Genomic DNA, 25,534 nt, shown 5'->3' with positions numbered 1-25,534 from the left:
CGGGTCGAGGACATGCTTTTGCTGGACACGCTCTAGCCCTGACCGAGAGGCTTTCCGGCCACAATTCGGTCCGGTCCATTACCAAGATTTAATCCGCATGCAACTGTGCGGAAAGCCCGCGCGTATTACATATGACGCCAACAGCAGAGACGAACTGTCTGTAACAGAGAGGATCTTCCAATATGTCCAACATGCTTTCTACGCCGAAGCGCAAGTGGATCGCCGCATCTGCAATGGCAATGATTGTCGCGGCAGGTACGCTTGGCGCCGGCTTCGTCAACACCCAGCCCGCAATCGCGCAGCAGGTTGGAAACGATGTGGGATCGCCCCCAATGAGCGGGTTCGCCGATCTGGTCGAGTCGGTTTCGCCGGCTGTCGTTTCTGTTCAGGTCAACGCCGAGGTTCCCGTCCAGCAGATCCAGCGCGGCCCGAACTTCCAGTTCGAATTCCCCGACCTGCCCGAAGACCATCCCCTGCGCCGGTTCTTCGATCAGTTCGAAGAGCCCTTCAATGCGCCAAATCCAGAGCGACCCAACCGCCCGCGTGATTTCATGCAGGCCGTGGGCTCGGGCTTCATCATTTCGGCTGACGGCTACATCGTGACCAACAACCACGTCGTGCAGGATGCGAGCGAGGTGACGGTACTGCTCGAGGACGATACCGAACTGGCCGCCGACATCATCGGCACCGACCCGCGCACCGATCTGGCGCTGCTCAAGGTCCGCGAAGAGCGTGACGACCTGCCCTTCGTCGAATTCGCCACCGAGGAAGCCCGGGTGGGCGACTGGGTGGTTGCGGTGGGCAATCCGTTCGGCCTGGGCGGTACGGTGACCGCCGGTATCGTTTCGGCCCGTGGCCGCGATATCAACGCCTCCTATTATGACGATTTCCTCCAGATCGACGCGGCCGTGAACCGTGGCAATTCGGGTGGCCCGTCGTTCAATACCGAGGGTGATGTCGTTGGTGTCAACACCGCCATCTTCTCGCCCTCGGGCGGCAATGTGGGCATTGCGTTCGCCATTCCGGCCGCGCTTGCCCAGAGCGTCATTTCCCAGCTCCAGGACACCGGCTTTGTGACCCGCGGCTTTCTGGGCGTTTCGCTCCAGGATCTCAATGACGATCTCGCCGACGCTCTTGGCCTCGCCAATGCCAATGGCGCGTTGGTCACCCAGCCTATCGAAGGTGCGCCTGCGGCTGAAGCCGGTGTCGCGTCCGGCGACGTCATCGTTTCGGTCAACGGCCAGGGCGTGAACACGGCGCGCGAACTGTCGCGGCTGATTTCCCAGCAGTCGCCCGGTTCCGATGTCGAACTCGGCGTTATCCGCGACGGCGAGGAACTCGACATTACCGTCACTCTCGACCGTCTCGAGGAAGACGAGCAAGCCGCTCCTGCGCCCCAGGTCCAGGAAGAAGAGGCTGAACCCGAAACGACGAGTTCGTCGATCGGTGTGACCGTCATCCCCAATGAGGACGGAGACGGACTTGTGGTCGATTCCATCGAGGACGACAGCGCCGCGGCGTCCCGCGGTTTGTTGCCCGGCGACGTGATCGAACAGGCCAATGGGGGCGCGGTATCCACGCCCGAGGACTTCGAGGCGGCCATCGATGCGGCCCGCAGCGAAGGCAAGTCCGCGGTCTCACTGCGGGTGTCGCGCGATGGTGTCGTCCGCTTCGTGGGTGTGCCGCTCGACAACCAAGAGTAACAGACCTTCGGGATCGGCCCTTGTGGCCGGTCCCAATTTTCTCCGGGGGCCGACGTGAAGATATTGCTCATTGAAGACGACCGCGAAGCGGCGTCCTATCTCATTCAAGCCCTCGACGAGTGCGGCCATGTCACCCATCATGCCAGCGACGGCGAGACCGGTTTTGCAATGGCATCGGGCATGGAATACGATGTCCTGATCGTCGACCGCATGTTGCCGCGCCGGGATGGCCTTTCGATTATCGAATCCCTGCGGGCCGAGGACGACAACACCCCCGTTTTGATCCTCTCGGCGCTCGGCGAGGTCGATGACCGCGTCACAGGGCTGCGCGCCGGGGGCGACGATTATCTTGTCAAACCGTACGCCTTTTCCGAACTTCTGGCCCGCATCGAGGTCATGGCGCGCCGTTCGGCCCCGAGCGAAGCGGCAACCTCCTATCAGGTGGGCGACCTGACCCTCGATCGGCTATCGCGCAAGGTGGAGCGGGCATCTGAGAGCATAGTTCTTCAGCCCCGCGAATTTCGCCTGCTTGAGTACCTTATGAAAAATGCCGGACGCGTCGTTACCCGCACCATGCTTCTGGAAAATGTCTGGGATTATCATTTCGACCCTCAGACCAACGTGATCGACGTGCACATGTCGCGCCTGCGCTCCAAGGTGGACAAGGGCTTTCAGCGCCAATTGCTCCAGACCGTGCGCGGCGCGGGGTACATGATCCGTGACTGACGCGGCGCCGGGAGCCCTTCAGCGACGCAATCTGTGGCGGACCACCACGGTTCGGCTCACCGCGATGTTCATCGCGATCTTCGTGGGCTTTGCCATCGTGCTTCTGGGCCTGATCGCCTATCAAAGTTCGATTCAGATCCAGCGCGAGCAGTTGCGCGACGTTCAGCGCGAAATTGTTCAGATACGGCTGCTTTCCAGCCAGTCGGGCGTACGGGCCGTGGCCTTTGCGGTGCAGCGGCTGGCCGACAGGCCCGGACCGGGCATCTACTATCTCGGCGATCCGACCGGCGTGATGATCGCGGGCAACGTCACCGACTTTCCGGTGGCCGTTCTGGCCGATCCGGGGCGTTATGAACTCAGCTACGAGCGTGGGCGCGAGATCTATGGTGGACCGGAGGACGCGGTGCCCACAAGCGGCACGGCTATCGTTGAATCGCTGGAACTGCCGAACGGATTGCGGCTGGTCATCGGCCGGGACGTGGGTGAGCGGCGCGGTTTCAATGCGATCATCCTTCGTACGTTTTTCGGAGGCGCCATCGGCATCATCGTGCTTTCGGTGCTGGCGGGCGGACTGACCGCACGCTACGTTCTGCGCCGGATAGACGCCATCACCGGCACATCCACCAAGATCATGTCGGGCAATTTGTCCGAGCGCGTGCCGGTCACCGGCCGCAATGACGAGTTCGACGCGGTTGCCACAAGCCTCAACGCCATGCTCGAACGGATCGAGCGGCTGATGGCTGGGCTCAAGGAAGTCACCGACAACGTCGCCCACGACCTCAAGACTCCGCTGACCCGCCTGCGCAACAAGGCGGAGGCGGCGCTGCGCAATCCCGATCCGGAGGCGAGGCAGACAGCGCTTGAGACCACTATTGCCGAATCCGATCAACTGATCCGCACCTTTAACGCCCTGCTGCTGATCGCGCGGGCCGAAGCGGGCACCTCGACAGGAGCCTTCTCCGATATCGACCTGAGCGAGGTTGTCGCCGATGTGGCCGAACTCTACACGCCGGTGGCCGAAGACGCGGGTATGACGCTGGAAACCGACATCGCCCCTGGAATCAGGCTCGATGCAAGCCGGGAACTCATCGGTCAAGCCCTTGTAAATCTTGTCGAAAACGCCGTAAAGTACGGTCAGAGCACCGAAGGCGGCGGCATATCCATTTCCGCCCGCCGCGAAGCCGGGAGGATCGTCGTTGAAGTTGCTGACCGGGGACCGGGAATACCCGAGGCCGATCGCGCGCGCGTATTCGAACGCTTTGCGCGGCTGGAAGCCAGCCGTACCGAGCCGGGGGCCGGATTGGGGCTCGCGCTCGTGTCGGCCGTCGTTCGGTTGCACAGGGGCGATATCCGTGTTGAGGACAATGGGCCGGGCACAAAGGCGGTCATCACCTTTCCCGCGTCATAGGGCGCGCCCGTCATGACGGCGCTGGGACCGCGATTGCGGGCTCTGGATCTTGCGTCCGAAAGCCCGGCGCTGCCGGACGATTTGACCGAAGCGCTGGGCGAGAGCGAGCGCGAGGCGTTCGAAGGGGTTGCGGGGGCTCTTGGGCCGATCTTTGCAACTGCTCCCTACCTGCGCGACCTTGCCGTCCGACACGCCCGATGGTTCGCAGACGTCCTGACTGCCGAGCCGGAAGCGGCTTTTTCACAATTGATCGCCGACATGACTTCGGCCGGATCGTGCGAGGCCGAGGCCGAACTGGCCCAACGCCTGCGCGTCGGCAAGGCGCGCGGGGCGCTGCTGTCCGCGGTGGCGGAAATCGGCGGAGTATGGACCTCGCGGGAGACCACGCGCTGCATGTCCGATCTTGCCGATGCCGCTTTGGAAGCGGCGCTTGATTTCCTGATGGCCGAGGCCGGGCGGGATGGCAAGCTGGTTCAACCGGCCGAGCAGGCAAGCGCCGCCAATTCCGGGCTGGCGATTTTTGCGCTCGGCAAGCATGGCGGCCAGGAACTCAACTATTCCTCCGACATCGACATCGTGGCGTTTTACGATCCCATGGTGGCCGTGCTGCCAGAGGATGCCGATCACAACAAATTTTACGTCCGGATCATCCGCCGGCTGGTCTCGATCATGCAGGACCGTACCGCCGACGGCTATGTGTTCCGTACCGATGTGCGCCTTCGCCCCGATCCCGGCTCGACCCCGGTGGCGATATCGTTCGACGCGGCGCTTGGCTATTATGAGTCGCGTGGGCAGAACTGGGAGCGGGCGGCCTGGATCAAGGCGCGTCCCTGTGCCGGCGATATCGGGGTGGGCAATCAGTTCCTGAAAGAACTTGCCCCCTTCATCTGGCGCAAGCATCTCGACTTCGCGATGATCGCCGATATTCAGGCGATGAAGCGCCAGATCAACATCCACCGCAAGGTCGGCGAACAGCGCGTCCTGGGCCACAACGTCAAACTGGGACGCGGCGGTATTCGCGAGATCGAGTTTTTCGTCCAGACCCAGCAATTGATCGCTGGCGGCCGCGACCCCGAACTTCGGGTGCGCCCCACGGTCAAGGCGCTGCAGGCGCTGGTTAAGGGAAAATGGATTGGCGAGGATGCGGCAAACGAGCTCGAGGAGACCTACTGGTTCCTGCGGGCCGTCGAAAACCGCCTTCAGATGCTGCGCGACGAGCAAACCCATGTGATGCCGGAAACCGAAGAGGGGGTCGGCGAGATTGCGCTGCTCATGGGCTGCGAGAGCCGCGAGGCATTCGAAGCTGACTATCGCGCCGCGCTGGCGCGGGTATCGGACTATTACTCCGAGCTGTTTTCCGAGGGCGAGAGCCTGTCGGGGGAGTTGGGCAATCTGGTTTTCACCGGATCCGACGACGATCCCGATACGCTCGAAACCCTCGCCAATCTCGGGTTTTCCGACCCGGCGACCGTTTCGGCCACCATTCGCAAATGGCACTATGGCGGCTATGCCGCGACCCGCGCCGCAAAGGCGCGCGAGCATTTGACCGAATTGATCCCTGGCCTGCTCAAAACCTTTGCCGAGAGCGGCAATGCCGACATTGCCTTTACCCGGTTCAACGATTTCCTGACGCGGCTGCCGGCGGGCGTGCAGATGTTCGCGCTGTTGCGCAACCACGCCCATTTGCGCCAATTGCTGCTCGATTTCATGTCGTCGGCGCCGCGGCTGGCCGAGGCGGTGATCCACCGGGCCCATGTGGTGGACGGACTGATCGATCCGCACTTTGCCGGTGATATCGCGACCTCGGACTCGCTTGTGGCCAGTGTCGATGCGTTTCTGGCCGAGGCCCGCAGCTTCGAGGATCTGATCGACCGGGCCCGCATCATCGGCCAGGAACAAAAGTTCCTTATCGCCGCCGGACTGGTGGGGGGAGCGCTTTCCGCGCAGCAGGCCGGACGGCAGTTCACCGCGCTGGCCGAGACCTTGCTGGCCCGCCTGTTTGCAGCGGTGCGCGAAAATTTTGCCCAACGCTACGGTGCGGTGCCCGGCGCGCGGGTCGGACTGCTCGGCTTCGGCAAGATGGCCAGCCGGGAGATGACGCTGACCTCCGATCTCGACTTTATCCTGCTCTATGACGTGCCCGAAGGCACGACCGGCTCGGATGGTGAGCGTGAGCTCGATGTTGCTACCTATTTCACCCGCCTGACCCAACGGCTGGTCGCGGCAATTTCCGCGCCGACCGCTGAGGGCGTGCTGTACGAAGCCGATATGCGGCTGCGCCCGTCGGGCAATGCCGGTCCGCTTGCCACCAGCCTGAAGCGCTTCCGCAGCTATCAGAGCGATGAAGCATGGACCTGGGAGCATCTGGCGCTGACCCGAGCCCGCGTGGCGATTGGCGATGAGGGGCTGGCAGAGGCCGTCGGTACGGAGATCGTCCGCATTATGGCTCTGCCGCGCGACCGGGCAAAAATCGTCGGCGATGTGCTCGATATGCGCGCGCTGATGGCCAAGGAACGCCCGCCGCGTCATCCGTTCGACCTCAAGCTGCACGATGGCGGGCTGGTCGATCTCGAATTCATCGCCCAGACAGCGCAATTGCTCGAAGGGGCCACGCTCGACGTGCCCCAGGCACCGCCGGCCAAAGTGCTCTTGCGGCTGGCCGAAACGGGCATCCTGCCGCAAGGGGAGCGGCTCGCGGAAATTCATGCGACCTACGCGACGATCCTGCAATTGATGAGCGCATGCCTAGTCGATCCCCTCAAGGACGAGGGCTGGACACCGGCCTTCCGTGAGTTGGTCGCGCGCCGGGCCAACTACCCGGATTTTTCGAGGCTTCAAGCCGATATCGAGGCAATGCGCGCCGAGGTGAGCGCGGCAGCGGCTCAATTCTATGAGAGGATGAAGGCTTAAGCCGCCTGCGCCGGGGCGACTGAAATCGCACTCGGAAACCGGCGTTCCTGCGCTGGTGCCATGGGCAGGGAAATCGCCACGGTCGTCCCGATGCCCTCCAGCGAGTCGATGGCCAGCCGTCCGCCGCTCTGCTCGGCCACGGCGCGGGCGATGGCGATACCAAGCCCGACCCCGTCATGGACGCGCGTAAAGGCGGCATCGGGAAGAACGAAAGGCTGGGATAGCTTGCTCATCTGCTCTTGGTTCATGCCGATGCCGGTATCGGTGACTTCCAAAACCACGCCGTTTTCGGCGGGCCACGCCGCAATCCGGATCAGGCCGCCGGCCGGGGTGAACCGCAAAGCGTTCTCGATGAGATTGGTCATCATACGGTCGAGATAGTGCCGGTCGGCTGCGAGCCAGCCCTGCGTGCGCCTTGCCACGTCCAGTCGCACTCCGGCTTTTGCAGCGCGGCCGGCAAAGCGGATCGAGCAGCCCGAAAGCAGGTCGTCGATGGCGATGGGTTCTTTCCTGAGCGTCTTGCGGCCACCTTCGAGTTCGGCAAATTCGAGGATTTCCGCGAAGGATGTCAGCAGTTTTTCGCCCGCGCATTTGATGTCGGTTACATAGGACTGGTATTTGGGGTCGCCCAACGGCCCGAACGTCTCCATCCCGATCATTTCGGCAAAGCCGATGATGTGATTGAGCGGGGTGCGGATATCGTGGGAAAGATGGGAGAGGAAGCTGGTCTTGGCGCGGCTCGAGGCTTCGGCCCTGATCTTTTCCTCGTGATAGCGCCGGGCAAGGAGGCGCTGTTCTTCCCGGATCGAGCCGAGAAGCCGGTCGGCTGCCTTGCGTTCGGTGATGTCGGTGACGATGGTCACAAATCCGCCAGAAGGGCAGGGGCGTTCATCCAGCATCAGGACCGATCCGTCGGCCCGCTCGACCTCGACGACGCGCTGGCGCTTCGTGTCGAGCACGGGACGTGCCGAGATCTGCCCCGAAATTGTCTCGCTGACATTGGCGTAGGGTGTGCCCGGAGTGGTTGTGGCGCCATCGAGCCGCAACAGACGGGAAAAAGCCCGATTGGTGCAAACCAGGAGGCCATCCTCGGACCAATGCGCAAGCCCGTATGGCACCGCGTCCATGGCCGCAAGGAGTGCGATTTCGTGCCTGGAGCCCTTGCGGGTCGAGTGGACCATTAGTCCCGCGCCAAGCAAGAGGGCGGCAAGGATCCATCCGTGGCGCCATGCCAAATCATCGAGAACGGAGAGGCGTGGAACGAAAACCGCAACCTCGCCGGAGCGGCCCGAAAGGGGGGCGGTGGCGTGAACATACTGATCTGTCAGAGATAAAGGGCTGGCATCGATCACGACGACATCGGGTGAAGAACTGAACAGCACTTCGCCATCGCCGCCGAAAATGGCGACATGCGTACCTTCCGAAAGCCCCGGCGGGAGCGCGGGCATATTGGAGGGCATGGTATCGACTTGGCCCCACGTGATCTGGGTCGCCGCCAGAGTGGCGAGAAGGTGGGCACGATCCTTGAGATCGGCCTGTGTGCGGGCCAAATCATTGCCGACGAAAAATCCGGCCGATACAAGAGTTGCGACAAGCGCCAGCAGGGCCGGAGCGGACAGGTTTCCAGCTGTCAGGATGCGTTGGAAGAGGCCGCTGTCGCTGCCTCCGAATCCCTTACCGCTGACGCCGGATGCCTCCGCCGAACCCATGCCCTTTCAACCGCGTTCCAGCGGCTGCCCCAACCAATTTCGTGATGCTAAGACTTTGAATCGGTTGCATGACTCTTGTCCATAGGCATTTTTTGCCGCTGTTTGATCGGGCGAAAATTGTCGAGTCGGCAGAGTCACTTAGGCTCAAGAAAAAAATTTCCACTTTGTTAATGTTCGTGGTGAGCCGGACACAGCTCATCGAAGGGACATGCGACTCGTCCTTAAGGCTGCTATTCTGTCGGGCTTGCCCGACCGTTTCGTTCAATGTCGGATTCGCCCGTACCGAACCGTCCTTGGGCAAGGCCAATGCTTGACGAAGTTCACAATTGAATTTATCAAGCGATAACTTGTTAAATTGCTTACCTCTGTTTCCGTCCGCACTTGTGGGAAGGTGCGTGCGGCATAGCCGGGTTCTCTTCCCTATTGGTTGTCCGATGTTCCGCTGGTTCGAAAAACTGCTCAATCCCTATCCGTCCGATGCACCCTCGCAGCCGCCCAACACGCTGCTGGCCTTCTGTCTGCATTACATGGATGGCGTAAAACTGCCGCTGATCGCCATGGCAGTGCTTTCAACGCTGGTCGCTTTGGCCGAAATCGCGCTGTTCGGGTTCCTGGGCAATGTGATCGACTGGCTTTCCGCGGCCGACAAGGAAACCTTCCTGGCCGACGAAGGTCCGATGCTGTTCTGGATGAGCCTGTTCGTGCTGCTGGTGGTCCCGACACTGGTGCTGATCTCGAACCTGATCATCCACCAGACGCTTCTGGGCAATTTCCCTCAGCGCATCCGCTGGATGGCGCATCGTTATCTCATCCGGCAGTCCATGAGCTATTTTCAGGACGAGTTTGCCGGCCGCATCGCCACCAAGGTCATGCAGACGGCGCTCGCCGTGCGCGAAACGGTAATGAAATTGCTCGACGTGCTCAACTACGTCATCGTTTATTTCATCGGCGCGGTCGTGCTGGCGGCAATGAACAATGTCTGGCTGGCTCTGCCCTTCATCGTGTGGGTCGTCGCCTATGTTCTGCTGCTGCGCCACTACGTGCCCAAGCTGGGCAGGATTTCCGAGCTGCAGGCTGACGCGCGCTCGATGATGACCGGGCGGATCGTCGACAGCTACACCAATATTGCAACCGTCAAGCTGTTCTCCCATTCGAGCCGCGAAGAGACCTATGCAAGAGAGGCGATGGACGAGTTTCTAACAACCGTCCACGGCCAGATGCGCTATGTGACGGTCCTCAATCAGGGCATCACCATTCTCAATGGCTTGCTGCTGTTCGCCGTTGGCTTTGTCGGAATATGGCTTTGGCTCGGCGATGCGGTGAGCGCGGGTGCCGTTGCCGCTGCGGCTGCCATCGTGCTGCGCTTCCAGGGCATGAGCCAGTGGATCATGTGGGAAATGTCGGCACTGTTTGAAAACATCGGTACGGTGCGCGATGGCATAAATTCGCTTTCGCTGCCATCCATTGTCGCCGATGAACCTCACGCGCCGCGACTTGAACGGGTTAAGGGCGACATCGTCTTTAAGGACGTGGCGTTCAACTACGGCAAGAAGGGCGACGACGACACATCCAAGGTGATCGAGGGACTGAACCTGCACATCCGGGCGGGCGAAAAGATCGGCCTTGTCGGCCGTTCGGGCGCCGGCAAGTCGACCATCGTCAACCTCCTTTTGCGCTTTTACGACCGCCAGAGCGGTCATGTGTTCATCGACGGCACCGACGTGGCCTCGGTGGCCCAGGACTCGTTGCGTGCCAACATCGGCGTCGTGACCCAGGACACCTCGCTCCTGCACCGCTCGGTGGCCGACAACATCAAATATGGCCGCCCCGATGCCACCGATGCTGACATGATCGCTGCCGCACAGAAGGCCGAGGCCCATGATTTCATCCTGACGCTGGTCGATGCCAAGGGGCGCAAGGGCTATGACGCCCATGTGGGCGAGCGCGGCGTCAAACTCTCGGGCGGCCAGCGCCAGCGCATCGCCATTGCGCGGGTGCTGCTCAAGGATGCGCCGATCCTCGTCCTCGATGAAGCCACCTCCGCGCTCGACTCCGAAGTGGAAGCGGCAATTCAGGGCCAACTCGACATGCTCATGGAAGGCAAGACGGTCATCGCCATTGCACACCGGCTCTCGACCATCGCCGCCATGGACCGGCTCATCATCCTCGAAGAAGGCAGGGTGGTGGAACAAGGCACCCACGCCGAGCTTGTCGAAACAGGGGGCACATATGCTCGCCTGTGGGCGCGCCAATCGGGCGGGTTCATCGATGCGGATGCCGAGGAGGTGGCCGCGCAGTAACAGCGAACGCGGGAAGGCTGGCAGCGGCGGGGGTGGCGTCTAAGATATATCTTGACATAATCTCTCGCCGGGACCATTTATCAGATCATGACGCAAGAAACCCTCAGCCTTCCCGCCCGAATATCGAGAATTTTTGAAACCTGGATCAAGCCCTTTGAGCTTACGGGCGCTGTCCAGCCGCCCGACACCATCTGGGCGTTCCTCTGGTACTATATCCGCCAGGCCAAGGCGCCCTATCTTGCCGTTCTGCTGCTTACCGGGCTCACCTCGTTGTTCGAGGCGCTGTTCTTTTTCTATATGGGCCGGCTGATCGACCTTCTCGAAAGCACCGACGCGGCAGGCGGCTGGGCCGGATTGCTGGCCGCCCATGGGATGGAATTGTCCCTAATGCTGGTCGTGGTCGTGGTGGGGCGCTTTGCAGCGCCAGCCCTGCAGGCGCTGGTCGAGGAGCAAACCATCGGGCGGGGCTTCAACACCATGGTGCGCTGGCAGACCTACGCCTATGTGTCGCGCCAGTCGATCCGGTTTTTCAACGACGATTTCGCGGGCCGGCTGGTCACCAAGGTTTCCCAGGCCGCCCAATCTCTCAATGATTTCGTCGCCAGCGTGGTCCAGATCGGCTGGGCCCTCACGATATTTGCCGGTACGACGATTTTCCTTTTCGCGCAGCTCGACTGGCGCATGGCGGCACTCGTCGTCTTTTGGATCGCCACCATCCTTCTCATGGCCCGCTACTACGTGCCGCGCATGCGTTCCCGCGCTGCCGAAAACGCCGAAAACGCTTCGGTCCTCAACGGACGGATCACCGACAGCTTTGCAAATGTGCAGACCCTGCGCCTGTTCGGAAATGCCGAGGACAACGATAGCTACGTGAAGCGAGGTTTCGAGCGTTTCCTCGATTCCGCGACACGGCTGGCGCGTCTTGTGACAGGCATGCGGGCCACGATGGGCCTGCTCAGCACGGTAATGATCGTTGCCTTTGGCTGGCTGGCCATCCAGCTGTGGACGGCAAATGCGATCACCGTGGGTGCCATCGCCTTCACGCTCAGCCTGGTGTTGCGCCTCAACATGATGCAGGGGCGTTTGATGGGGCAGCTCAACGGCATGATGCGCCATTTCGGCGTTGCCCAGAACGCCATGGAAACCATAGCCCAGCCGCTCGAATTGACCGACGCGCCCGATGCCCGCCCTCTCGAGGTGACCGACGCCGGGATCAGGTTCGAGAACGTCAAATTCCACTATGGCCGCGAGAAGGGGATCATCGAGGGCATCGATCTCAATATACGCCCTGGCGAAAAGATCGGCCTGGTCGGCCATTCGGGTGCCGGAAAATCGACACTGGTCAATCTCTTGCTGCGCTTTTACGACCTTGAAAGCGGGCGCATCCTGATCGATGGGCAGGACATTTCCAAGGTTACCCAGGAATCACTGCGGGCCAATATCGGGGTCGTTACCCAGGATACGGCGCTGCTGCATCGGTCGGTCAAGGCCAATATCCTGTTCGGGAAGGCCGGCGCCAGCGAAGAAGAAATGATCGCCGCCGCCAAGAGCGCCGAAGCGCATGATTTCATCATGGAGCTCAGGGACAGTCGCGGTCGCACGGCCTATGACGCCCAGGTCGGCGAGCGCGGGGTCAAGCTTTCCGGCGGCCAGCGCCAGCGCGTGGCAATCGCCCGCGTTTTGCTCAAGGACGCCCCGATCCTCGTGCTCGATGAAGCCACCTCCGCGCTCGACAGCGAGGTGGAGGCGGCTATCCAGAGCCAGCTCGACAAGCTCATGGACGGCAAGACGGTGATTGCCATTGCTCACCGGCTCTCGACCATTGCCGCCATGGACCGCCTCGTCATTCTCGATCACGGTCGTATCGTCGAGGAAGGCAGCCATGATGCCCTGCTGGCGCGGGGCGGACACTATGCGCGGCTCTGGGAGCGGCAATCGGGCGGCTTTCTCGATCTCGAAGGCGATGAAGAAGCCGCCGAATAGTCATATCCAGCGGCGGGTCTTTGCCAGAAACGCTGCGTAGTCGGCTCCGAACTTGCGGGTGAGATAGGCTTCTTCACGCTGTACCACCACGCGATCGAGAACCAGCCACAGCGCTGGCAGTGCGATCAGGGTCCATTCCAGCGCAAAGAGCAGACCGATTCCGGCAAAGCTCAGCAGGAACCCCACATACATGGGATTGCGCGTGAACCTGTAAGGACCGTGCGCGACGATTGCCGTGGTGGGTTTGAATGGCTCGGGATTGGTGCCGGCGGCCTTGAACAGCCTGAAGGCCCAGATATCGAGCGTCAGGCCCGCGATGAGGAGCACGGCGCCCGCCAGCGATTGCAGCGAAAAAAGCGCTGGCGCAGCCAGAAACCGGATCGGAAGTACGAATTCCAAAATGACGGCCAGCACCAGAAACGCCACCGGATAGGTCGGCGGCAGATGCGGCAAGCCCGGATTGTCCCGCTCGATATCGTTCATCGTTTCCGCTTTTCATTTCTGTTAGTCATTGAACTAAAGTAGAAGGCGGCGCAACGCCTGCCAAGAACCCGACAGCGTCAGGAGGAGAGACAGCATGACCCCACAGCGCGCCGCATCGCAAAAGGTAATCGATTACAAAGTTCTCGATCTCAGTGGCCGTTTTTCCCTTGTTGCGCCGGAGCAGGGCTGGTCGGGAGAGATAGCGCTTCCCGGCGATGTTCACACTGCGTTGCTCGAGGCCGGTGAAATCCCCGATCCCTATTTCGGCCAGAACGAGGATATCGTCGCCTGGGTCTATAAAACCCCATGGACCGTCGAACGGCGGTTCGACGTGCCGGCCGACATGGCGCATGGCAATCTGACGCTGACCCTGTCCGAGGTCGATTGTATTGCGACGGTGTTTCTCAATGGCCAAGCCATTGCTCAAACGCAGAACCAGTTCATCCGCTACGATCTCGACGTCACCGGCAGGATCAAGGCAGGGAAAAACACCCTCACCATAGCCTTCGCCGCAATACCCGATATCGCCCGGGCGCGGGCCGAGGCGCATCCTTTCGACATTCCCTATGCGGCGATGAATCAGAAGGTTGCCCACCTCAATTTCATACGCAAGACGGCGTGTCACGCCGGCTGGGATTGGGGCATCTGCCTGATGCCGATCGGCGTTTACGGCCGCATGGAATTGCGCCGCACCCCGCTGGCGCGCACCGAAAGCGTTCAGGTCGACCAGCACCACGAAAACGGAAAAGTGAATCTGGTTCTCAAGACCAGGGTCCATGCCTTTGATTCTGGTGTGGTTTCCCTGACCCATAGGATTGATGGCCAGACCGTCGGTGGCGAGATTGCCGTGGCGAAGGGCGAGAACCTGATCGAACACAGGGTGACCATCGACGGTCCGAAAATCTGGTGGCCCGCAGGGCAGGGCGCCCAGCCGCTCTATGAACTCGTCAGCGAACTCGACGGCGAAACGACGGCCCGCAAGATCGGGCTGCGCAAGCTCGAATGGATCGTGGAAAAAGACGAGATCGACCACAGCTTCAAATGCCGCATAAATGGCCGCGACATAACAATGATGGGTGCGAACTGGATACCGGCCGACGCCATCCCCTCGCGCATCACGCCCGAGGTGGTCGGCGACCTGCTGCAAAGCGCCAGGGCGGCGAACTATAACATGGTCCGCGTCTGGGGCGGCGGACAGTACGAACCCGACTGGTTCTACGATCTGTGCGATGAGTTGGGCCTGCTCATCTGGCACGATTTCATGTTTTCCTGCATGCCCTATCCATCGGACCGCGCCTTCCTGTCGGATGTCCAGACCGAAATCACCCAGCAGGTTCGCCGTCTTTCCCATCACGCTTCGATCGCCCTTTGGTGCGGCGACAACGAGGTGATCGGCTCGCTCAACTGGTATCCCGAAACCAAAGCCAACCGCGACCGGCACCTGGCCAATTACGACCGCCTCTCCAAGCTGCTTGCCGAAATCGTCGAGGATGAGGACCCCCAGCGCCGCTTCTGGCCGTCGTCGCCATCGCTCGGCTACATGGATTTTGCCGATGGCTGGCACATCGATACACGTGGCGACATGCATTTCTGGGATGTGTGGCATTCGGCAAAACCCTTCGAGCACTACCGCACGGTGCAGCCGCGCTTTGCCTCCGAATTCGGCTTCCAATCCTTCACCTCGACCAATGTCATCGAGAGCTTTACCGAACCGGCGGACCGCAATCCATCCTCGCCGGTCATGGAAACCCACCAGCGCAACGATGGCGGCAACGCGCGCATCCTCGAAACCATGTGCCGCTATTTCCGCTTCCCCAAGGGGTTCGAGGAGATGGTGTTTCTGTCCCAGGTCCAGCAGGGGCTTGCCATCAAGACCGCAATCGAATTCTGGCGCTCGACCAAGCCGCGTTGCATGGGTACGCTCTACTGGCAGATCAATGACATCTGGCCGGTGGCAAGCTGGTCCAGCCTCGATTATGGCGGGCAGTGGAAACTGCTCCATTACCTCGCCAGACGCTTCTTTGCGCCCATCAATATCGTCGCTGTCCCCGATGGCGACGATATCGTGATCAAGGGTATTAATGACGGCCCGTCGCCGGCCGACATCACGCTCGACGTGTTTGCGGTCGATATGAGGGGCGCCACCAAGTCCTTGAACAGACTCGATGTTCCGCTCGGACTTGAATCTGCATCTGAACTGGTTCGCCTAGGACGCGAGGCTCTCGCGGACGGCCAGTTTCTGATGTTCGAATGGCGCGACCGCGACGGTACGCTGATCGGCAGTAACGACTTCGTCCCGCGCGCCCACAAATATTACGATCTGCCCGCAGCAACGGTCAGCGCGCGTTGGGCCCATGGCAAAAACGGCCCGGAACTGACGCTGCAATCGGACGCCTGTGCCTTCTTTGTCACGGCGCAGGTCGAACCGGCGGGATATTTCTCGGACAACTGCCTCACCCTCTTGCCCGGTCGTCCGGTTACCCTTAGCTTCTTGGCTCGCAGGGGTGCGGCGCCGGGCCTGGACGATCTCCAAAACAGTTTGCGGATCAGCCATTTGGCGGAAACATATTGAGCAGACGGAGATCACGGGATGAAGCGTTCCCGCGTCAATGAAATCATTTCCGAAGCGGATGAATTCATCCGTTCGTTCGGCTACATCCTGCCCCCCTTCGCCTATTGGACGCCGTCCGAAATGAAGGACAAGCAGGATAAGATCGACACTATCGTGCGGTCCGGGTTGGGCTGGGACGTAACCGACTACGGGCAGGGCGATTTCGACGGGCTGGGACTGTTCCTGTTCACCGTGCGCAATGGCGATGCGGCCGATCTCGGCAAGGGACGGGGCATGCTGTATGCGGAAAAGATCATGATCTCGCGTCACGACCAGATCTCACCCATGCACCGTCACACCATCAAGGCCGAGGATATCATCAATCGCGGCGGCGCCATGCTGGCGCTCCAGCTCTACAATGATGACGGAACCGGGGAGGGGATCGATACCTCCGGCGAGGTCGAGGTGTATACCGACGGTCTCCGCCGCGTTCTGCCAGCCGGCGGCATCCTCGAACTGTCTCCCGGCGAGAGTGTCACCCTCCTGCCGGGCAATTGGCACAAGTTCTGGGGTGAGGGCGGAGACGTGCTGATCGGTGAGGTTTCCACGGTCAACGACGACCGCACCGATAACACGTTCCTCGATCCCATCGGGCGGTTTTCCGAGATCGAAGAGGACGTTGATCCCATTCATCTGCTGGTATCGGACTACCCCAAATGGTTCGGGTTTTCCGGCGGCTCGGGGTACTGACACATTCTTGATCGAGACGTTCGGAACCTCGCCTTTTTCCGGTGATTGGCTCTTCGCGCCAATCAAAAGGAGAAGACGATGTTCCGCCAAGCTCTTGCGGCTCTTGCCTGCGCCACAGCGCTTACCGTGCCCGCTATCGCACAGACCTTTGAAACCGACGCGGGTTCGGTGACCCTAGATCCCATCGTAGAGGGGCTGCAATCCCCCTGGGGCATGGTCTTTCTGCCCGATGACAGCATGCTGGTGACAGAGCGTCCGGGGAATCTGCGCCACGTTTCGACGGACGGAACGATTTCCGAGCCCATTGCCGGAATACCCGAGGTGGTCTTCCAGGGGCAGGGAGGTCTGCTCGATGTGGCGCTCGATCCCGAATTTGCGGCCAATCGCTACGTCTATGTGAGCTACGCCGAGCCGGGCGAGCAAGAGGGGACAAACTCCACCGCCGTTGCGCGCGGGGTGTTGAGCGAAGACATGTCTGAATTGTCCGACGTCGAGGTCATCTTTTCCCAGCAACCCAAACTGCCTTCGAATTTGCATTTTGGCTCGCGCTTGACCTTCGACAATGACGGCTATCTGTTCATCACCACCGGCGAGCGGTCCAATGCGGAATTCCGCGTACAGGCGCAAGATCTCGATTCCCACCTCGGAAAAGTGATCCGCATCATGCCCGATGGTACGGTGCCCGAGGATAACCCGTTCGTCGGCACTGACGGCGCGCTGCCGGAAATCTGGAGCTATGGCCATCGCAACGTGCAAGGCGCGGCGCTTCATCCCGATACCGGCGAGCTTTGGGTGGCCGAACATGGGCCGCGCGGCGGCGACGAGCTCAACAGGATCGTAGAGGGCGGCAATTTTGGCTGGCCCCTGCTGACCGAGGGCACCGAATATTCCGGCGATCCGATCAACCCGCCTGAAGTCCTGCCCGACCAGCTGGTGGAGGCCGAACGGACATGGGTGCCGTCCCCCGCACCATCCGGACTTGCGTTCTATACGGGCGATCTGTTCCCGGACTGGCAGGGTGACGCCTTCATGGGTGCGCTGGCCGGCACGGACCTGATCCGCATCGATCTTGAGGGTGAAGAGGTGTTGGGCGATGAGTTTTTGTTCGGAGACGATTTCCCCCATCGTATTCGAGACGTGACGCAAGGTCCCGATGGCGCGCTCTATCTGACAACCGATGCCGATCCGGGGCAGATTCTGCGATTGAGCCCCGCCCAATGATAGGTTAATCAGGCCGGGCATCGGGGGAACCGGTGCCCGGGCTTTGCCAAGCGCCCGGAGCGGGATCGAACTCGCACAGGGTGAGAGGCACCCTTGCTGGTCCCGCGCATTTGGGGATCAATCATGTTCACCAGAACCCTGCTCGTCGCAGCGCTCTTTGGCGCTGCGTCCATTTCGTCCGTGTCGGCCCAGGAGTTCACCTTCCGGCTGCACCAATTCTTACCCATGACCGACAGTGTTCCCCGCGAGGGCCTGATCCCCTGGGCCGAGACCATAGAGGAGCAATCGGAAGGCAGGATAAAGATCGAATATTATCCCTCGATGATCCTTGGCGGCGCGCCCGCCAATCTGTTCGATCAGGCCCAGGATGGCGTTGTCGATCTGATCTGGACGGTGCTGGGCTACACGCCAGGGCGTTTTCCCAAATCCGAAGTGTTCGAAATGCCGTTCCTCGTCACCAATGCCGAGGACACCTCGCGCGCCTTCCAGCGCTTTGTCGAGGAAAACGCCATGGATGAATTTGCCGGCGTCAAGCTGATCGCCGTTCATACCCATGGGCCGGGCGTGTTTCATTCTGCCAGCCCCATCGAATCCCTGGAGGACCTTGCGGGCCTCAAGGTGCGAGGCGGTTCGCGGGTCATTTCGGCAATGCTGACCGATCTGGGCGCCGAGGCCATCGGCATGCCGGTGCCGCAGGTGCCCGAAAGCCTGTCTCGCGGGGTGATCGATGCGGCGACCATTCCCTGGCAGGTGACCATGGCACTTCGCACCAGCGAGATCGTTTCCAACCATACTGAGTTTTCCGGCGATCACGGGCTCTACACCCAGACCTTTGCGTTTGTGATGAACCGGGACGCCTATGAAAGCCTTCCCGACGATCTCAAAGCGGTAATCGACGCCAATTCGGGCATCGAATGGGCCGGGCGTTTCGGAGCGGCAAACGATGCCGACGATGTCGTGGCCCGCAACGAAGCATTGGCCAACGGCAATGCCATAGTCACCCTCGACGCCGACGAGACTGCACGCTGGCGCGAGGCGGCGCAGGTGACTATCGAAAACTGGTTTGCCGAGGCCGCTGCAGGCGGTATCGACGGCGAGGCGCTTTATGGGCGGGCGCTTGAGTTGGTGGCCGAAGAGACGCGCTGAGGGAGCAAATGTGGCGGTGGCGCGTTGTCGTGCTATAGGCTGACGGCGCACCGCCGGCACAATCCATTTTGATTTGATCGATAACGAGGTTTCCACCCCGTGCCCAAACTTTCCGACAAGCCGCTCCTTGAGGTGCGGACTGCCAAGATTCGCGACATCCCCGCCATCATCAAGCTCACTCAGCGGGTCTATCCTGAGGAAGGCCCCTATCTGCCCGGCACGATCCGCGGGCAGATCAACGCCTTTCCCGAAGGCCAGTTCGTTGCTGTCTATGACGGCCAGATCGTGGGCTATGCAGCGACGCTGCAATTGGCCGAGAAGCAGATTTTCAAGCAGCACACCTGGGAAAACATCACCGGCGCCGGCTATGGCTCGCTGCACAACGCCAAGGGCGAATGGCTCTATGGTGTCGAAGTCTGCGTCGATCCGGGCCGTCAGCGCAACCGGATCGGGCGGCGGCTGTATGAAGCCCGCCAGCGCCTGTGTGAGGAGCTTTGGCTCAAGGGTATCGCTTTCGGTGGGCGGCTGCCGGGCTATCGCCGCAACAAGAAGGATTATCCGCGCGCCAGCCAGTATTTCCAGGCTGTGGTGGATCGCGAAGTGCGCGATCCCGTGGCCAGCTTTCAGATGAAGCTGGGCTTTGAGCCCGAATTGCTGTTGCGCAACTATCATCCCGACGACAAGGCCTCGGGGGGGCACGCGGCGCTGATGGTGTGGCGAAATCCGCGCTATGACGAGGAGGACGAGGCCCGTCCGGCGCACAAGCGCAGCCGGGAGACAGTGCGTGTGACCACCGTGCAACTCGAAGCGCGGCGATTTGCCGACGCGGACGCGTTTTTCACGCATATGGAGTATTTCGCCGACGTGGCAGCCGACTACGGGTCGGACTTCGTGGTGTTTCCCGAACTGTTCACCCTGATGCTGCTGTCGAGCGAGCCCGAACAACCGCCCCATGAGGCGATCCTGCGGCTGACCGAATACACGCCGCAATTCATCGAGCGCATGCAGCAGATGGCGCTCAAATACAACATCAACATCATTGGCGGGACTCACCCCACGATCACCGAGGATGAGGACATCCAGAACGTCTGCTACGTCTTCTTGCGCGACGGCACCGTCCATGCGCAGGAAAAAATGCACCCAACGCCCGACGAGCGCGATTACTGGGGGATCGTTGGTGGCGATTCCGTGGACGTGATCGACACCGATTGCGGGCCGATCGGGGTAATGATCTGTTACGACAGCGAGTTTCCCGAAGTGGCCCGGCGTCTGGCCGATCAGGGCGCCCGCATCATGTTCGTGCCCTATTGCACCGACACGCGGCAGGGCCATCTGCGGGTGAAATATTGCTGCCAGGCCCGCACCATCGAGAACCAGTGCTATGTCGTAACCTCGGGGATCACCGGCAACCTCGCCAATGTCGACAATCTCGACATCAACTATGCGCACTCCTCAATTTTCACCCCTTCGGACATGCCCTTCGCGCGCGACGGCATTGCCGCCGAAGCGAGCGAGAATGTCGAGATGGTGGTCGTGGCCGACCTCAATGTTTCGACCCTGCAATGGGCCCGCGCGCAAGGCGCAGTCCGGAACCTGCGCGACCGGCGTTTCGATCTCTACCGCATTCGCTGGAAGGATGGTGGATAAGCTTGCGCTTATGTCGGGAAGCCCCCTCACCCCAACCTTCTCCCCCAAAGGGGCGAGGGAGTCCCGCCGCGGCTTCCCCGGCGCCGCGATCCATCTCCAGGCTATCGGCAATATGAACCCTCGCCCCTCGGGGGAGAGGGTGGCCGGCAGGCCGGTGAGGGGGCCTTGAGCGCTGGCGGGGGTCTCCAACCCCTTCATCGGCTGCCCGATGCAGCAGATCCCCGGGTCGAGCCCGAGGATGACGCGAAGGGGGTGGGGCAAGTGGTGGTGATGGAACCGAGAGGGTAACCTAACACCCATCGCTGTCCCGGACATGATCCGGGACCCAGCAGCCTTATCGACGCTCTGGGGCCGGAGGAAGCGCATATGGGCCCCGGCGTTCGCCCGGGAAGCGAGTGGAGGAAGCAAGCATGTTCTCCAGCACATCACTCTTCCCCGCGTCATCCTCGGGCTTGACCCGGGGATCCGCAGAGCGTCCGCAAGCGCAGCAGAAGTGGTGATCCTTCGCGCTTGGGCGCTCCCCAACCCCTTCACCGGCTTCCCCATGCAGCGGATCCCCGGGTCGAGCCCGAGGATGGCGCGAAGGGGGTGGGGTAAATGGCGGTGATGGAACCGAGAGTGTAATCTAACACCCATCGCTGTCCCGGACATGATCCGGGACCCAGCAGATTTGCCCACGCTCTGGAGCATGCGGAAAGGCACATGGACCTCGGCTTTCGCCCGGGAAGCGAGTGGAGGAAGCAAGCATGTTCTCCAGTACATCACTCTTCCCCGCGTCATCCTCGGGCTTGACCCGGGGATCCGCAGAGCGTCCGCAAGCGCAGCAGAAGTGGTGATCCTTCGCGCTTGGGCGCTCCCCAACCCCTTCACCGACTGCCCAATGCAGCGGATCCCCGGGTCGAGCCCGAGGATGACGAAGGGGGGGTGAGTGGTGGTTATGGAGCCGAGAGCGGAGCTCAACATCCATCGCTGTCCCGGACCCGATCCGGGACCAAGGAGCCTTGCCGATGCTCTGGTGCGGATGGAGAGGCACATGGACCCCGGCTGGAGTTTATCCTGGCGAAAGCCGGGACCGGGGAAGCGAGGGGGAGGGACGCGTTCTGTAGCGCTCTCACGCACCCCGCGTCATCCTCGGGCTTGACCCGGGGATCTGCTGTATCGGGCAGCCGGTGAAGGGGTTGGGGACCGATGACGCGCCAAGGAGCACCACTTCTGCTGCGCTTGCGGACGCCCTGCAGATCCCCGGGTCGAGCCCGAGGATGACGATGGGGTAGGGTTGGTGGTGGTGATGGAGCCGAGAGGGTACCCCGAACGCCGTCAGGCCGACCCTAATCGACGTTGAACATCCATTTGACGCCCCAGCGGTCGTAGAGCATGCCGAAACGTTTGGCCCAGAAGGTTTCCTCGAGTTCCATTTCCACTTCGCCACCCTGTTTGAGGGCAGCGAACATGCGCTCGGCATCCTCGACTGTTTCGGGGTGAACCGACAGATAAACGCCCGAAAAGGAATTGGCCTGTGCCATGGGGGCATCCGAAGCGAAAAGCGTGCCGTCTGGCCAGTTGAGGGCCGCGTGCATGATCTGGTTCTGCATCTCGGCCGGAACGTGCTCGGCCGATGGGGTATCCTTGTGGGCGGTCATTTCCAGCTCGCCGCCGAGGACCGACTGGTAAAAGCTCATCGCCTCGCGGCAATCGCCGGCAAAGTTGAGATACGGGGTGATCTTCATGTGGAACGTCCTCTGTCCGGGAATGAGAAAAGCGTTTGTTTTCAGCACCTAACGCAAATGACCGGATTCAGAGGACGATACATCTGAATCCGGTCGTCAGCCAATTGAATCTCTTTATCAATTGGCCTGCGCCGCAATGAAGCGATCGATCAGCGGCAGCAGCAGGTCGGTCTTGAACACGATGTCGTAATGGGTCGCGCCCGGGATCACGGCGAACTGGCGTGCTGTATTGAGCTCGGGTCCCATCGGGCCGGTCGAGGACTGGCCGCCGAGCAGGCGGAACATCTCGAGAGCCTTGTCGAACTGGATGAGATCGGTGTCCCCGATAATCATAAGAACGGGCACGGAGATCGAGGCGATCTGCTCGTCGGTCCAGCCCAGCTCTCCCGAAGTCATCGATTCACGCATTTTGTCGATAAATCCGGCGAACCGCTCGGGCTGGGGCGCAACGGCTTGATAGGCGGCCAGCATCGGTGTGCCTTCCATCATCTCGGCGGTCATGTATGGCCACCCGGCGCGCACCGAATCCCATATCGAATCCGCCTGGTGGGATGCCGAAATAATGACGAGGCTCCTGACCAGTTCAGGGTGCAGGACGCCCACGCCCATTGCCGTACCCCCGCCCATGGAAAAGCCCACGATATCGACTGGTCCCAGATCCATCTGCTCGATGAACCCCGAAACGTCCTGGGCGAATTGCTGCATCGACAGGGGGCGATCGAGATCGACGGTGCGACCATGGCCCTCGAGTTCGATTGCATAGACCTTGCGGTTCTCGGCAAGCGCGGGAAGGATGGGCCCCCACGCCTCGATTGTCATCAGCCCGCCATGGATGAGCACAAGCGGTTCGCCCTCGCCATGGACCTGATAGTACATTTCCAGCCCATCGATGTTGACCGTACCCTGCTCGGAGGGAACCGGAACGTCGGTGCTGAGCTGAATGGGATCGAATGTCTCTGCCATGGTGGCCTCCTGGGCGCCGACAGGGATGGAAATGACCGCCGCCAGGGCGATCGCCGCGCATGTGGTTTTGATGAACATGGTGTCCTCCTTGGGTATGATGCCCATAGGACGGATGGTCATTTTGGTTCCCGACAAAAAGGCGAAAAAAAATTATGCGCCCGAGGGCGAGCCGCCCAGCTTGTCGAGGTGGGCACGGATATGGACGGCCTCTGCCGTGGTGTTGGCGTGGGCAATGGCGATGTCGAAAGCGATGCGCGCTTCCTCGATGCGGCCAAGGTCTTTCAAAAGGCCGCCACGCAATCCGTGGAAATAGAAATAGCCTCCCAGCGCGTCGGACAAAGGCTCGATCAGGTCGAGCGCCGCCTGTGGTCCTTCGAGCTTGGAAACCGCCACGGCGCGGTTGAGCGTGACGACAGGGGAGGGCTGCAGGCTCTCGAGCACCCGATAGAGCAATTCGATCTCGGTCCAGTCGGTACCGGCTGGCGTTTCGGCATGGGCATGCAGCGCCGCGATGGCTGCCTGAACCTGAAATACTCCAGGACGGCGGTGCCGCATCGCTTTGTCGATCAGGGCCAGCCCCTCCTCGATCATGCGCCGGTCCCAGAGCGTACGGTCCTGATCGTCGAGCAGGACGATGTTGCCATCCTTGTCGAACCGGGCGGCGTCGCGTGACTGCTGGATCAGGAGCAGCGCCAGAAGGCCCATGAGCTCGGGCTCGGTCGGGAACAGCCCGAGCAGCAGGCGGGCGAGCCGGATCGCTTCCTGGGCAAACGTGTTGCGGGTCTCAGCCCGTTCTCCGGTCGAAGTATAACCCTCGTTGAACACGAGATAGACAATGGCGGCCACGGCCCCGACCCGCTCGGCACGGTCGGCGGCATCGGGCGTTTCAAAGCTGGCGCCGGACTTGGCAATGCGGGCCTTGGCGCGGGTTATGCGCTGTTCCATGGCCGCGTCCGAGACAAGAAAGGCGCGGGCGATCTGCTTGACCGTCAGCCCCGAAACGATCCGCAGGGCCAAAGCGATTTGCTGGGTGGCGGGCAGATCCGGATGGCAGCACACAAACAGCAACCGCAGTATGTCGTCACGATAGTGCGAATCGTCGATCCGTTCGGCGATCTCGCTTTCCGCGTCCGAGGTGTCGGAAATCTTGTCTTCTTCGGGCAGGGTTGTGAACCGGGCGCGGCGCCGGACGCTGTCGATTCCCGAATTGCGGCCCACAAGGATCAGCCATGCGGCCGGATCGCGCGGTGGCCCGTTTTTCGGCCAGGATTTGAGCGCGCGCAGACAGGCTTCCTGGAAGGCTTCCTCGGCCATGTCGAGGTCGCGAAAATACCTGTACAGCGCGGCAACCGCCCGCGCGCGGGCGCCTGCCAGTGTCAGGCCAATCCAGTCGGCATCCTTGTCGTTCACTTTGCTTGCGCTCCGGGAAAATAGTCGCGAACCGGACGGATTTCATAAGATCCCATGCCCGGATTGGCCTCGGCCAGGTCGCGCACCACCTGCACGACCTCTTCGAGGCTCTCGGCGTCGATGACATAAAAACCGAGGAACTGTTCCTTGGTTTCGGCGAAGGGCCCGTCCAGCACCATGGGCTCGCCCGCGGTTTTGCGCAGGGTTGTGGCGGCGGTGGTCGGCATCAGCCGGGCCACCGGACCCATCTTGCCCGCTTCGACCAGCGGTTTCTGGACGGCGAGAAGATCGGCCATGATCTTGTCGTCGTGTTCTTTCGACCATCCGCCCACGGCGGCTTCGTCGTTGTAGCAAAGGATTGCGTAGAGCATGGCCAAACTCCTTGTATGGCGAGGACGTACCCGGCGTGCCGTTCCCGACAGGGCGGATGAAATTTTCCATAGGTTATAGGGAAACGCACAGTGCCTCGGGTTGGCGCCGAAAGCCAGAGCCGGCTTGCAACCCATAAAGGTCATGCCGCGTTGTTCCCTGATCGAGTCATTTTGGAGATATTGCGATGACGCTTACGCGCGCCGAAATCGAACGTGTGCTCGGTCCCATCGATGAACATCTGGCCGCCGAAATCGCGGCAACCGAAGCCACGACGGCCGATCTGACCACGGCGCTGGCCTGGCTGGAGGCCGACGAGGCGCGGGTCAACGAAGGCGATCATCTGCCGACCGGCAAGGTAGCCGAACTGATCGGCATCCTGGAAACAGCAGATGACGAGGAGGGGTATTCCGTGCCATCTCCCCCGGAGCAAGATTGGGCACAGTAAGGGCTGGACAAGGCGGACAAATTTTAGTGAGGTAAGAGCCTTTCCCCGCGCCGCGGCGCGTAACTATATTTGTTTGAGCA

The 25,534-nt window shown here is 61.4% G+C and carries 18 protein-coding genes; 12 read left to right on the top strand and 6 right to left on the bottom strand.

Features of this window, described 5'->3' with window-relative positions; translation table 11 throughout:
* Positions 1-182: 182 nt before the first annotated feature.
* Genes ACP148_RS10580 through ACP148_RS10565 form a run of 4 tightly spaced genes read left to right on the top strand, consistent with a single transcriptional unit; the run spans position 183 to position 6,747 of the window.
* On the top strand, positions 183-1,703 hold the full coding sequence (locus ACP148_RS10580; RefSeq protein WP_421950867.1) for a Do family serine endopeptidase: 1,521 nt from the start codon (positions 183-185) through the stop codon (positions 1,701-1,703).
* Between the two features lie 54 nt (positions 1,704-1,757).
* Positions 1,758-2,429, top strand: coding sequence for a winged helix-turn-helix domain-containing protein (locus tag ACP148_RS10575; protein ID WP_421950866.1), 672 nt, complete (start codon positions 1,758-1,760; stop codon positions 2,427-2,429).
* Positions 2,422-3,837: an ATP-binding protein gene (locus ACP148_RS10570; RefSeq protein ID WP_421950865.1), complete on the top strand. Its 1,416-nt coding sequence runs from the start codon at positions 2,422-2,424 to the stop codon at positions 3,835-3,837. Before ACP148_RS10575 ends, ACP148_RS10570 begins: the two co-directional genes overlap by 8 nt.
* A gap of 12 nt (positions 3,838-3,849) precedes the next feature.
* Positions 3,850-6,747, top strand: a complete 2,898-nt coding sequence (locus ACP148_RS10565) for a bifunctional [glutamine synthetase] adenylyltransferase/[glutamine synthetase]-adenylyl-L-tyrosine phosphorylase (protein WP_421950864.1) — start codon at positions 3,850-3,852, stop codon at positions 6,745-6,747.
* Here ACP148_RS10565 and ACP148_RS10560 read toward each other — a convergent pair.
* Entirely contained in the window at positions 6,744-8,456 is a 1,713-nt protein-coding gene (locus ACP148_RS10560; protein WP_421950863.1) for an ATP-binding protein, read from the bottom strand. The genes ACP148_RS10565 and ACP148_RS10560 overlap by 4 nt on opposite strands.
* Before the next feature lie 434 nt (positions 8,457-8,890).
* On the opposite strand from ACP148_RS10560, the gene ACP148_RS10555 reads away from it, so the two are divergent.
* Positions 8,891-10,756, top strand: a complete 1,866-nt coding sequence (locus tag ACP148_RS10555) for an ABC transporter ATP-binding protein (protein ID WP_421950862.1) — start codon at positions 8,891-8,893, stop codon at positions 10,754-10,756.
* An 87-nt stretch (positions 10,757-10,843) separates the two neighbouring features.
* Complete coding sequence (locus ACP148_RS10550; protein ID WP_421950861.1) at positions 10,844-12,739, top strand: ABC transporter ATP-binding protein; 1,896 nt, start codon at positions 10,844-10,846, stop codon at positions 12,737-12,739.
* Here ACP148_RS10550 and ACP148_RS10545 read toward each other — a convergent pair whose 3' ends face one another.
* A complete protein-coding gene (locus tag ACP148_RS10545) occupies positions 12,740-13,222 on the bottom strand; it encodes a methyltransferase family protein (protein ID WP_421950860.1) in 483 nt (160 codons plus the stop codon).
* Between the two features lie 94 nt (positions 13,223-13,316).
* Between ACP148_RS10545 and ACP148_RS10540 the strand changes: the two genes are divergently transcribed.
* The 5 genes from ACP148_RS10540 (at position 13,317) to ACP148_RS10520 (ending at position 20,537) form a co-directional block, all read left to right on the top strand.
* A complete protein-coding gene (locus tag ACP148_RS10540) occupies positions 13,317-15,794 on the top strand; it encodes a beta-mannosidase (protein WP_421950859.1) in 2,478 nt (825 codons plus the stop codon).
* A gap of 18 nt (positions 15,795-15,812) precedes the next feature.
* Positions 15,813-16,523 (top strand): D-lyxose/D-mannose family sugar isomerase, encoded by a 711-nt coding sequence (locus ACP148_RS10535; protein ID WP_421950858.1) that lies wholly within the window; start codon positions 15,813-15,815, stop codon positions 16,521-16,523.
* Positions 16,524-16,601: 78 nt separating this feature from the next.
* The gene (locus tag ACP148_RS10530) at positions 16,602-17,744 is read left to right on the top strand and encodes a PQQ-dependent sugar dehydrogenase (RefSeq protein WP_421950857.1); all 1,143 of its coding nucleotides are present in this window, start codon (positions 16,602-16,604) and stop codon (positions 17,742-17,744) included.
* A gap of 123 nt (positions 17,745-17,867) precedes the next feature.
* On the top strand, positions 17,868-18,890 hold the full coding sequence (locus ACP148_RS10525) for a TRAP transporter substrate-binding protein (RefSeq protein ID WP_421950856.1): 1,023 nt from the start codon (positions 17,868-17,870) through the stop codon (positions 18,888-18,890).
* Positions 18,891-18,989: 99 nt separating this feature from the next.
* Positions 18,990-20,537 carry a GNAT family N-acetyltransferase gene (locus ACP148_RS10520; RefSeq protein ID WP_421950855.1) on the top strand — a complete coding sequence of 516 codons (1,548 nt, stop codon included), beginning with the start codon at positions 18,990-18,992 and terminating at the stop codon, positions 20,535-20,537.
* 1,328 nt (positions 20,538-21,865) lie between these two features.
* Here the strand turns inward: ACP148_RS10520 and ACP148_RS10515 are convergent.
* From ACP148_RS10515 to ACP148_RS10500, 4 genes are all read right to left on the bottom strand, one after another.
* On the bottom strand, positions 21,866-22,264 hold the full coding sequence (locus tag ACP148_RS10515) for a VOC family protein (protein WP_421950854.1): 399 nt from the start codon (positions 22,262-22,264) through the stop codon (positions 21,866-21,868).
* 117 nt (positions 22,265-22,381) lie between these two features.
* The gene (locus ACP148_RS10510) at positions 22,382-23,347 is read right to left on the bottom strand and encodes an alpha/beta fold hydrolase (RefSeq protein WP_421950853.1); all 966 of its coding nucleotides are present in this window, start codon (positions 23,345-23,347) and stop codon (positions 22,382-22,384) included.
* Between the two features lie 30 nt (positions 23,348-23,377).
* Positions 23,378-24,637, bottom strand: coding sequence for an RNA polymerase sigma factor (locus ACP148_RS10505; RefSeq protein ID WP_421950852.1), 1,260 nt, complete (start codon positions 24,635-24,637; stop codon positions 23,378-23,380).
* Complete coding sequence (locus ACP148_RS10500) at positions 24,634-25,008, bottom strand: YciI family protein (RefSeq protein WP_264224954.1); 375 nt, start codon at positions 25,006-25,008, stop codon at positions 24,634-24,636. The genes ACP148_RS10505 and ACP148_RS10500 overlap by 4 nt, the downstream gene beginning before the upstream one ends.
* Before the next feature lie 185 nt (positions 25,009-25,193).
* Between ACP148_RS10500 and ACP148_RS10495 the strand changes: the two genes are divergently transcribed.
* Complete coding sequence (locus ACP148_RS10495; RefSeq protein WP_421950851.1) at positions 25,194-25,454, top strand: hypothetical protein; 261 nt, start codon at positions 25,194-25,196, stop codon at positions 25,452-25,454.
* Positions 25,455-25,534: the final 80 nt, after the last annotated feature.

The sequence above is a fragment of the Pelagibacterium sp. genome (assembly GCF_965249125.1).
Lineage (GTDB): Bacteria > Pseudomonadota > Alphaproteobacteria > Rhizobiales > Devosiaceae > Pelagibacterium.
Note: the sequence above shows the minus strand (reverse complement) of the source record. Positions and strands in the feature narration are given on the sequence as shown.

What these genes read in the sequence shown, in the direction of transcription:
- ACP148_RS10580 (WP_421950867.1), top strand. Translation starts at nt 183, where the DNA reads ATGTCCAACATGCTTTCTACGCCGAAGCGCAAGTGGATCGCCGCATCT.
- ACP148_RS10565 (WP_421950864.1), top strand. Translation starts at nt 3,850, where the DNA reads ATGACGGCGCTGGGACCGCGATTGCGGGCTCTGGATCTTGCGTCCGAA.
- ACP148_RS10560 (WP_421950863.1), bottom strand. Translation starts at nt 8,456, where the DNA reads ATGGGTTCGGCGGAGGCATCCGGCGTCAGCGGTAAGGGATTCGGAGGC.
- ACP148_RS10555 (WP_421950862.1), top strand. Translation starts at nt 8,891, where the DNA reads ATGTTCCGCTGGTTCGAAAAACTGCTCAATCCCTATCCGTCCGATGCA.
- ACP148_RS10550 (WP_421950861.1), top strand. Translation starts at nt 10,844, where the DNA reads ATGACGCAAGAAACCCTCAGCCTTCCCGCCCGAATATCGAGAATTTTT.
- ACP148_RS10545 (WP_421950860.1), bottom strand. Translation starts at nt 13,222, where the DNA reads ATGAACGATATCGAGCGGGACAATCCGGGCTTGCCGCATCTGCCGCCG.
- ACP148_RS10540 (WP_421950859.1), top strand. Translation starts at nt 13,317, where the DNA reads ATGACCCCACAGCGCGCCGCATCGCAAAAGGTAATCGATTACAAAGTT.
- ACP148_RS10535 (WP_421950858.1), top strand. Translation starts at nt 15,813, where the DNA reads ATGAAGCGTTCCCGCGTCAATGAAATCATTTCCGAAGCGGATGAATTC.
- ACP148_RS10530 (WP_421950857.1), top strand. Translation starts at nt 16,602, where the DNA reads ATGTTCCGCCAAGCTCTTGCGGCTCTTGCCTGCGCCACAGCGCTTACC.
- ACP148_RS10525 (WP_421950856.1), top strand. Translation starts at nt 17,868, where the DNA reads ATGTTCACCAGAACCCTGCTCGTCGCAGCGCTCTTTGGCGCTGCGTCC.
- ACP148_RS10515 (WP_421950854.1), bottom strand. Translation starts at nt 22,264, where the DNA reads ATGAAGATCACCCCGTATCTCAACTTTGCCGGCGATTGCCGCGAGGCG.
- ACP148_RS10510 (WP_421950853.1), bottom strand. Translation starts at nt 23,347, where the DNA reads ATGACCATCCGTCCTATGGGCATCATACCCAAGGAGGACACCATGTTC.
- ACP148_RS10500 (WP_264224954.1), bottom strand. Translation starts at nt 25,008, where the DNA reads ATGCTCTACGCAATCCTTTGCTACAACGACGAAGCCGCCGTGGGCGGA.
- ACP148_RS10495 (WP_421950851.1), top strand. Translation starts at nt 25,194, where the DNA reads ATGACGCTTACGCGCGCCGAAATCGAACGTGTGCTCGGTCCCATCGAT.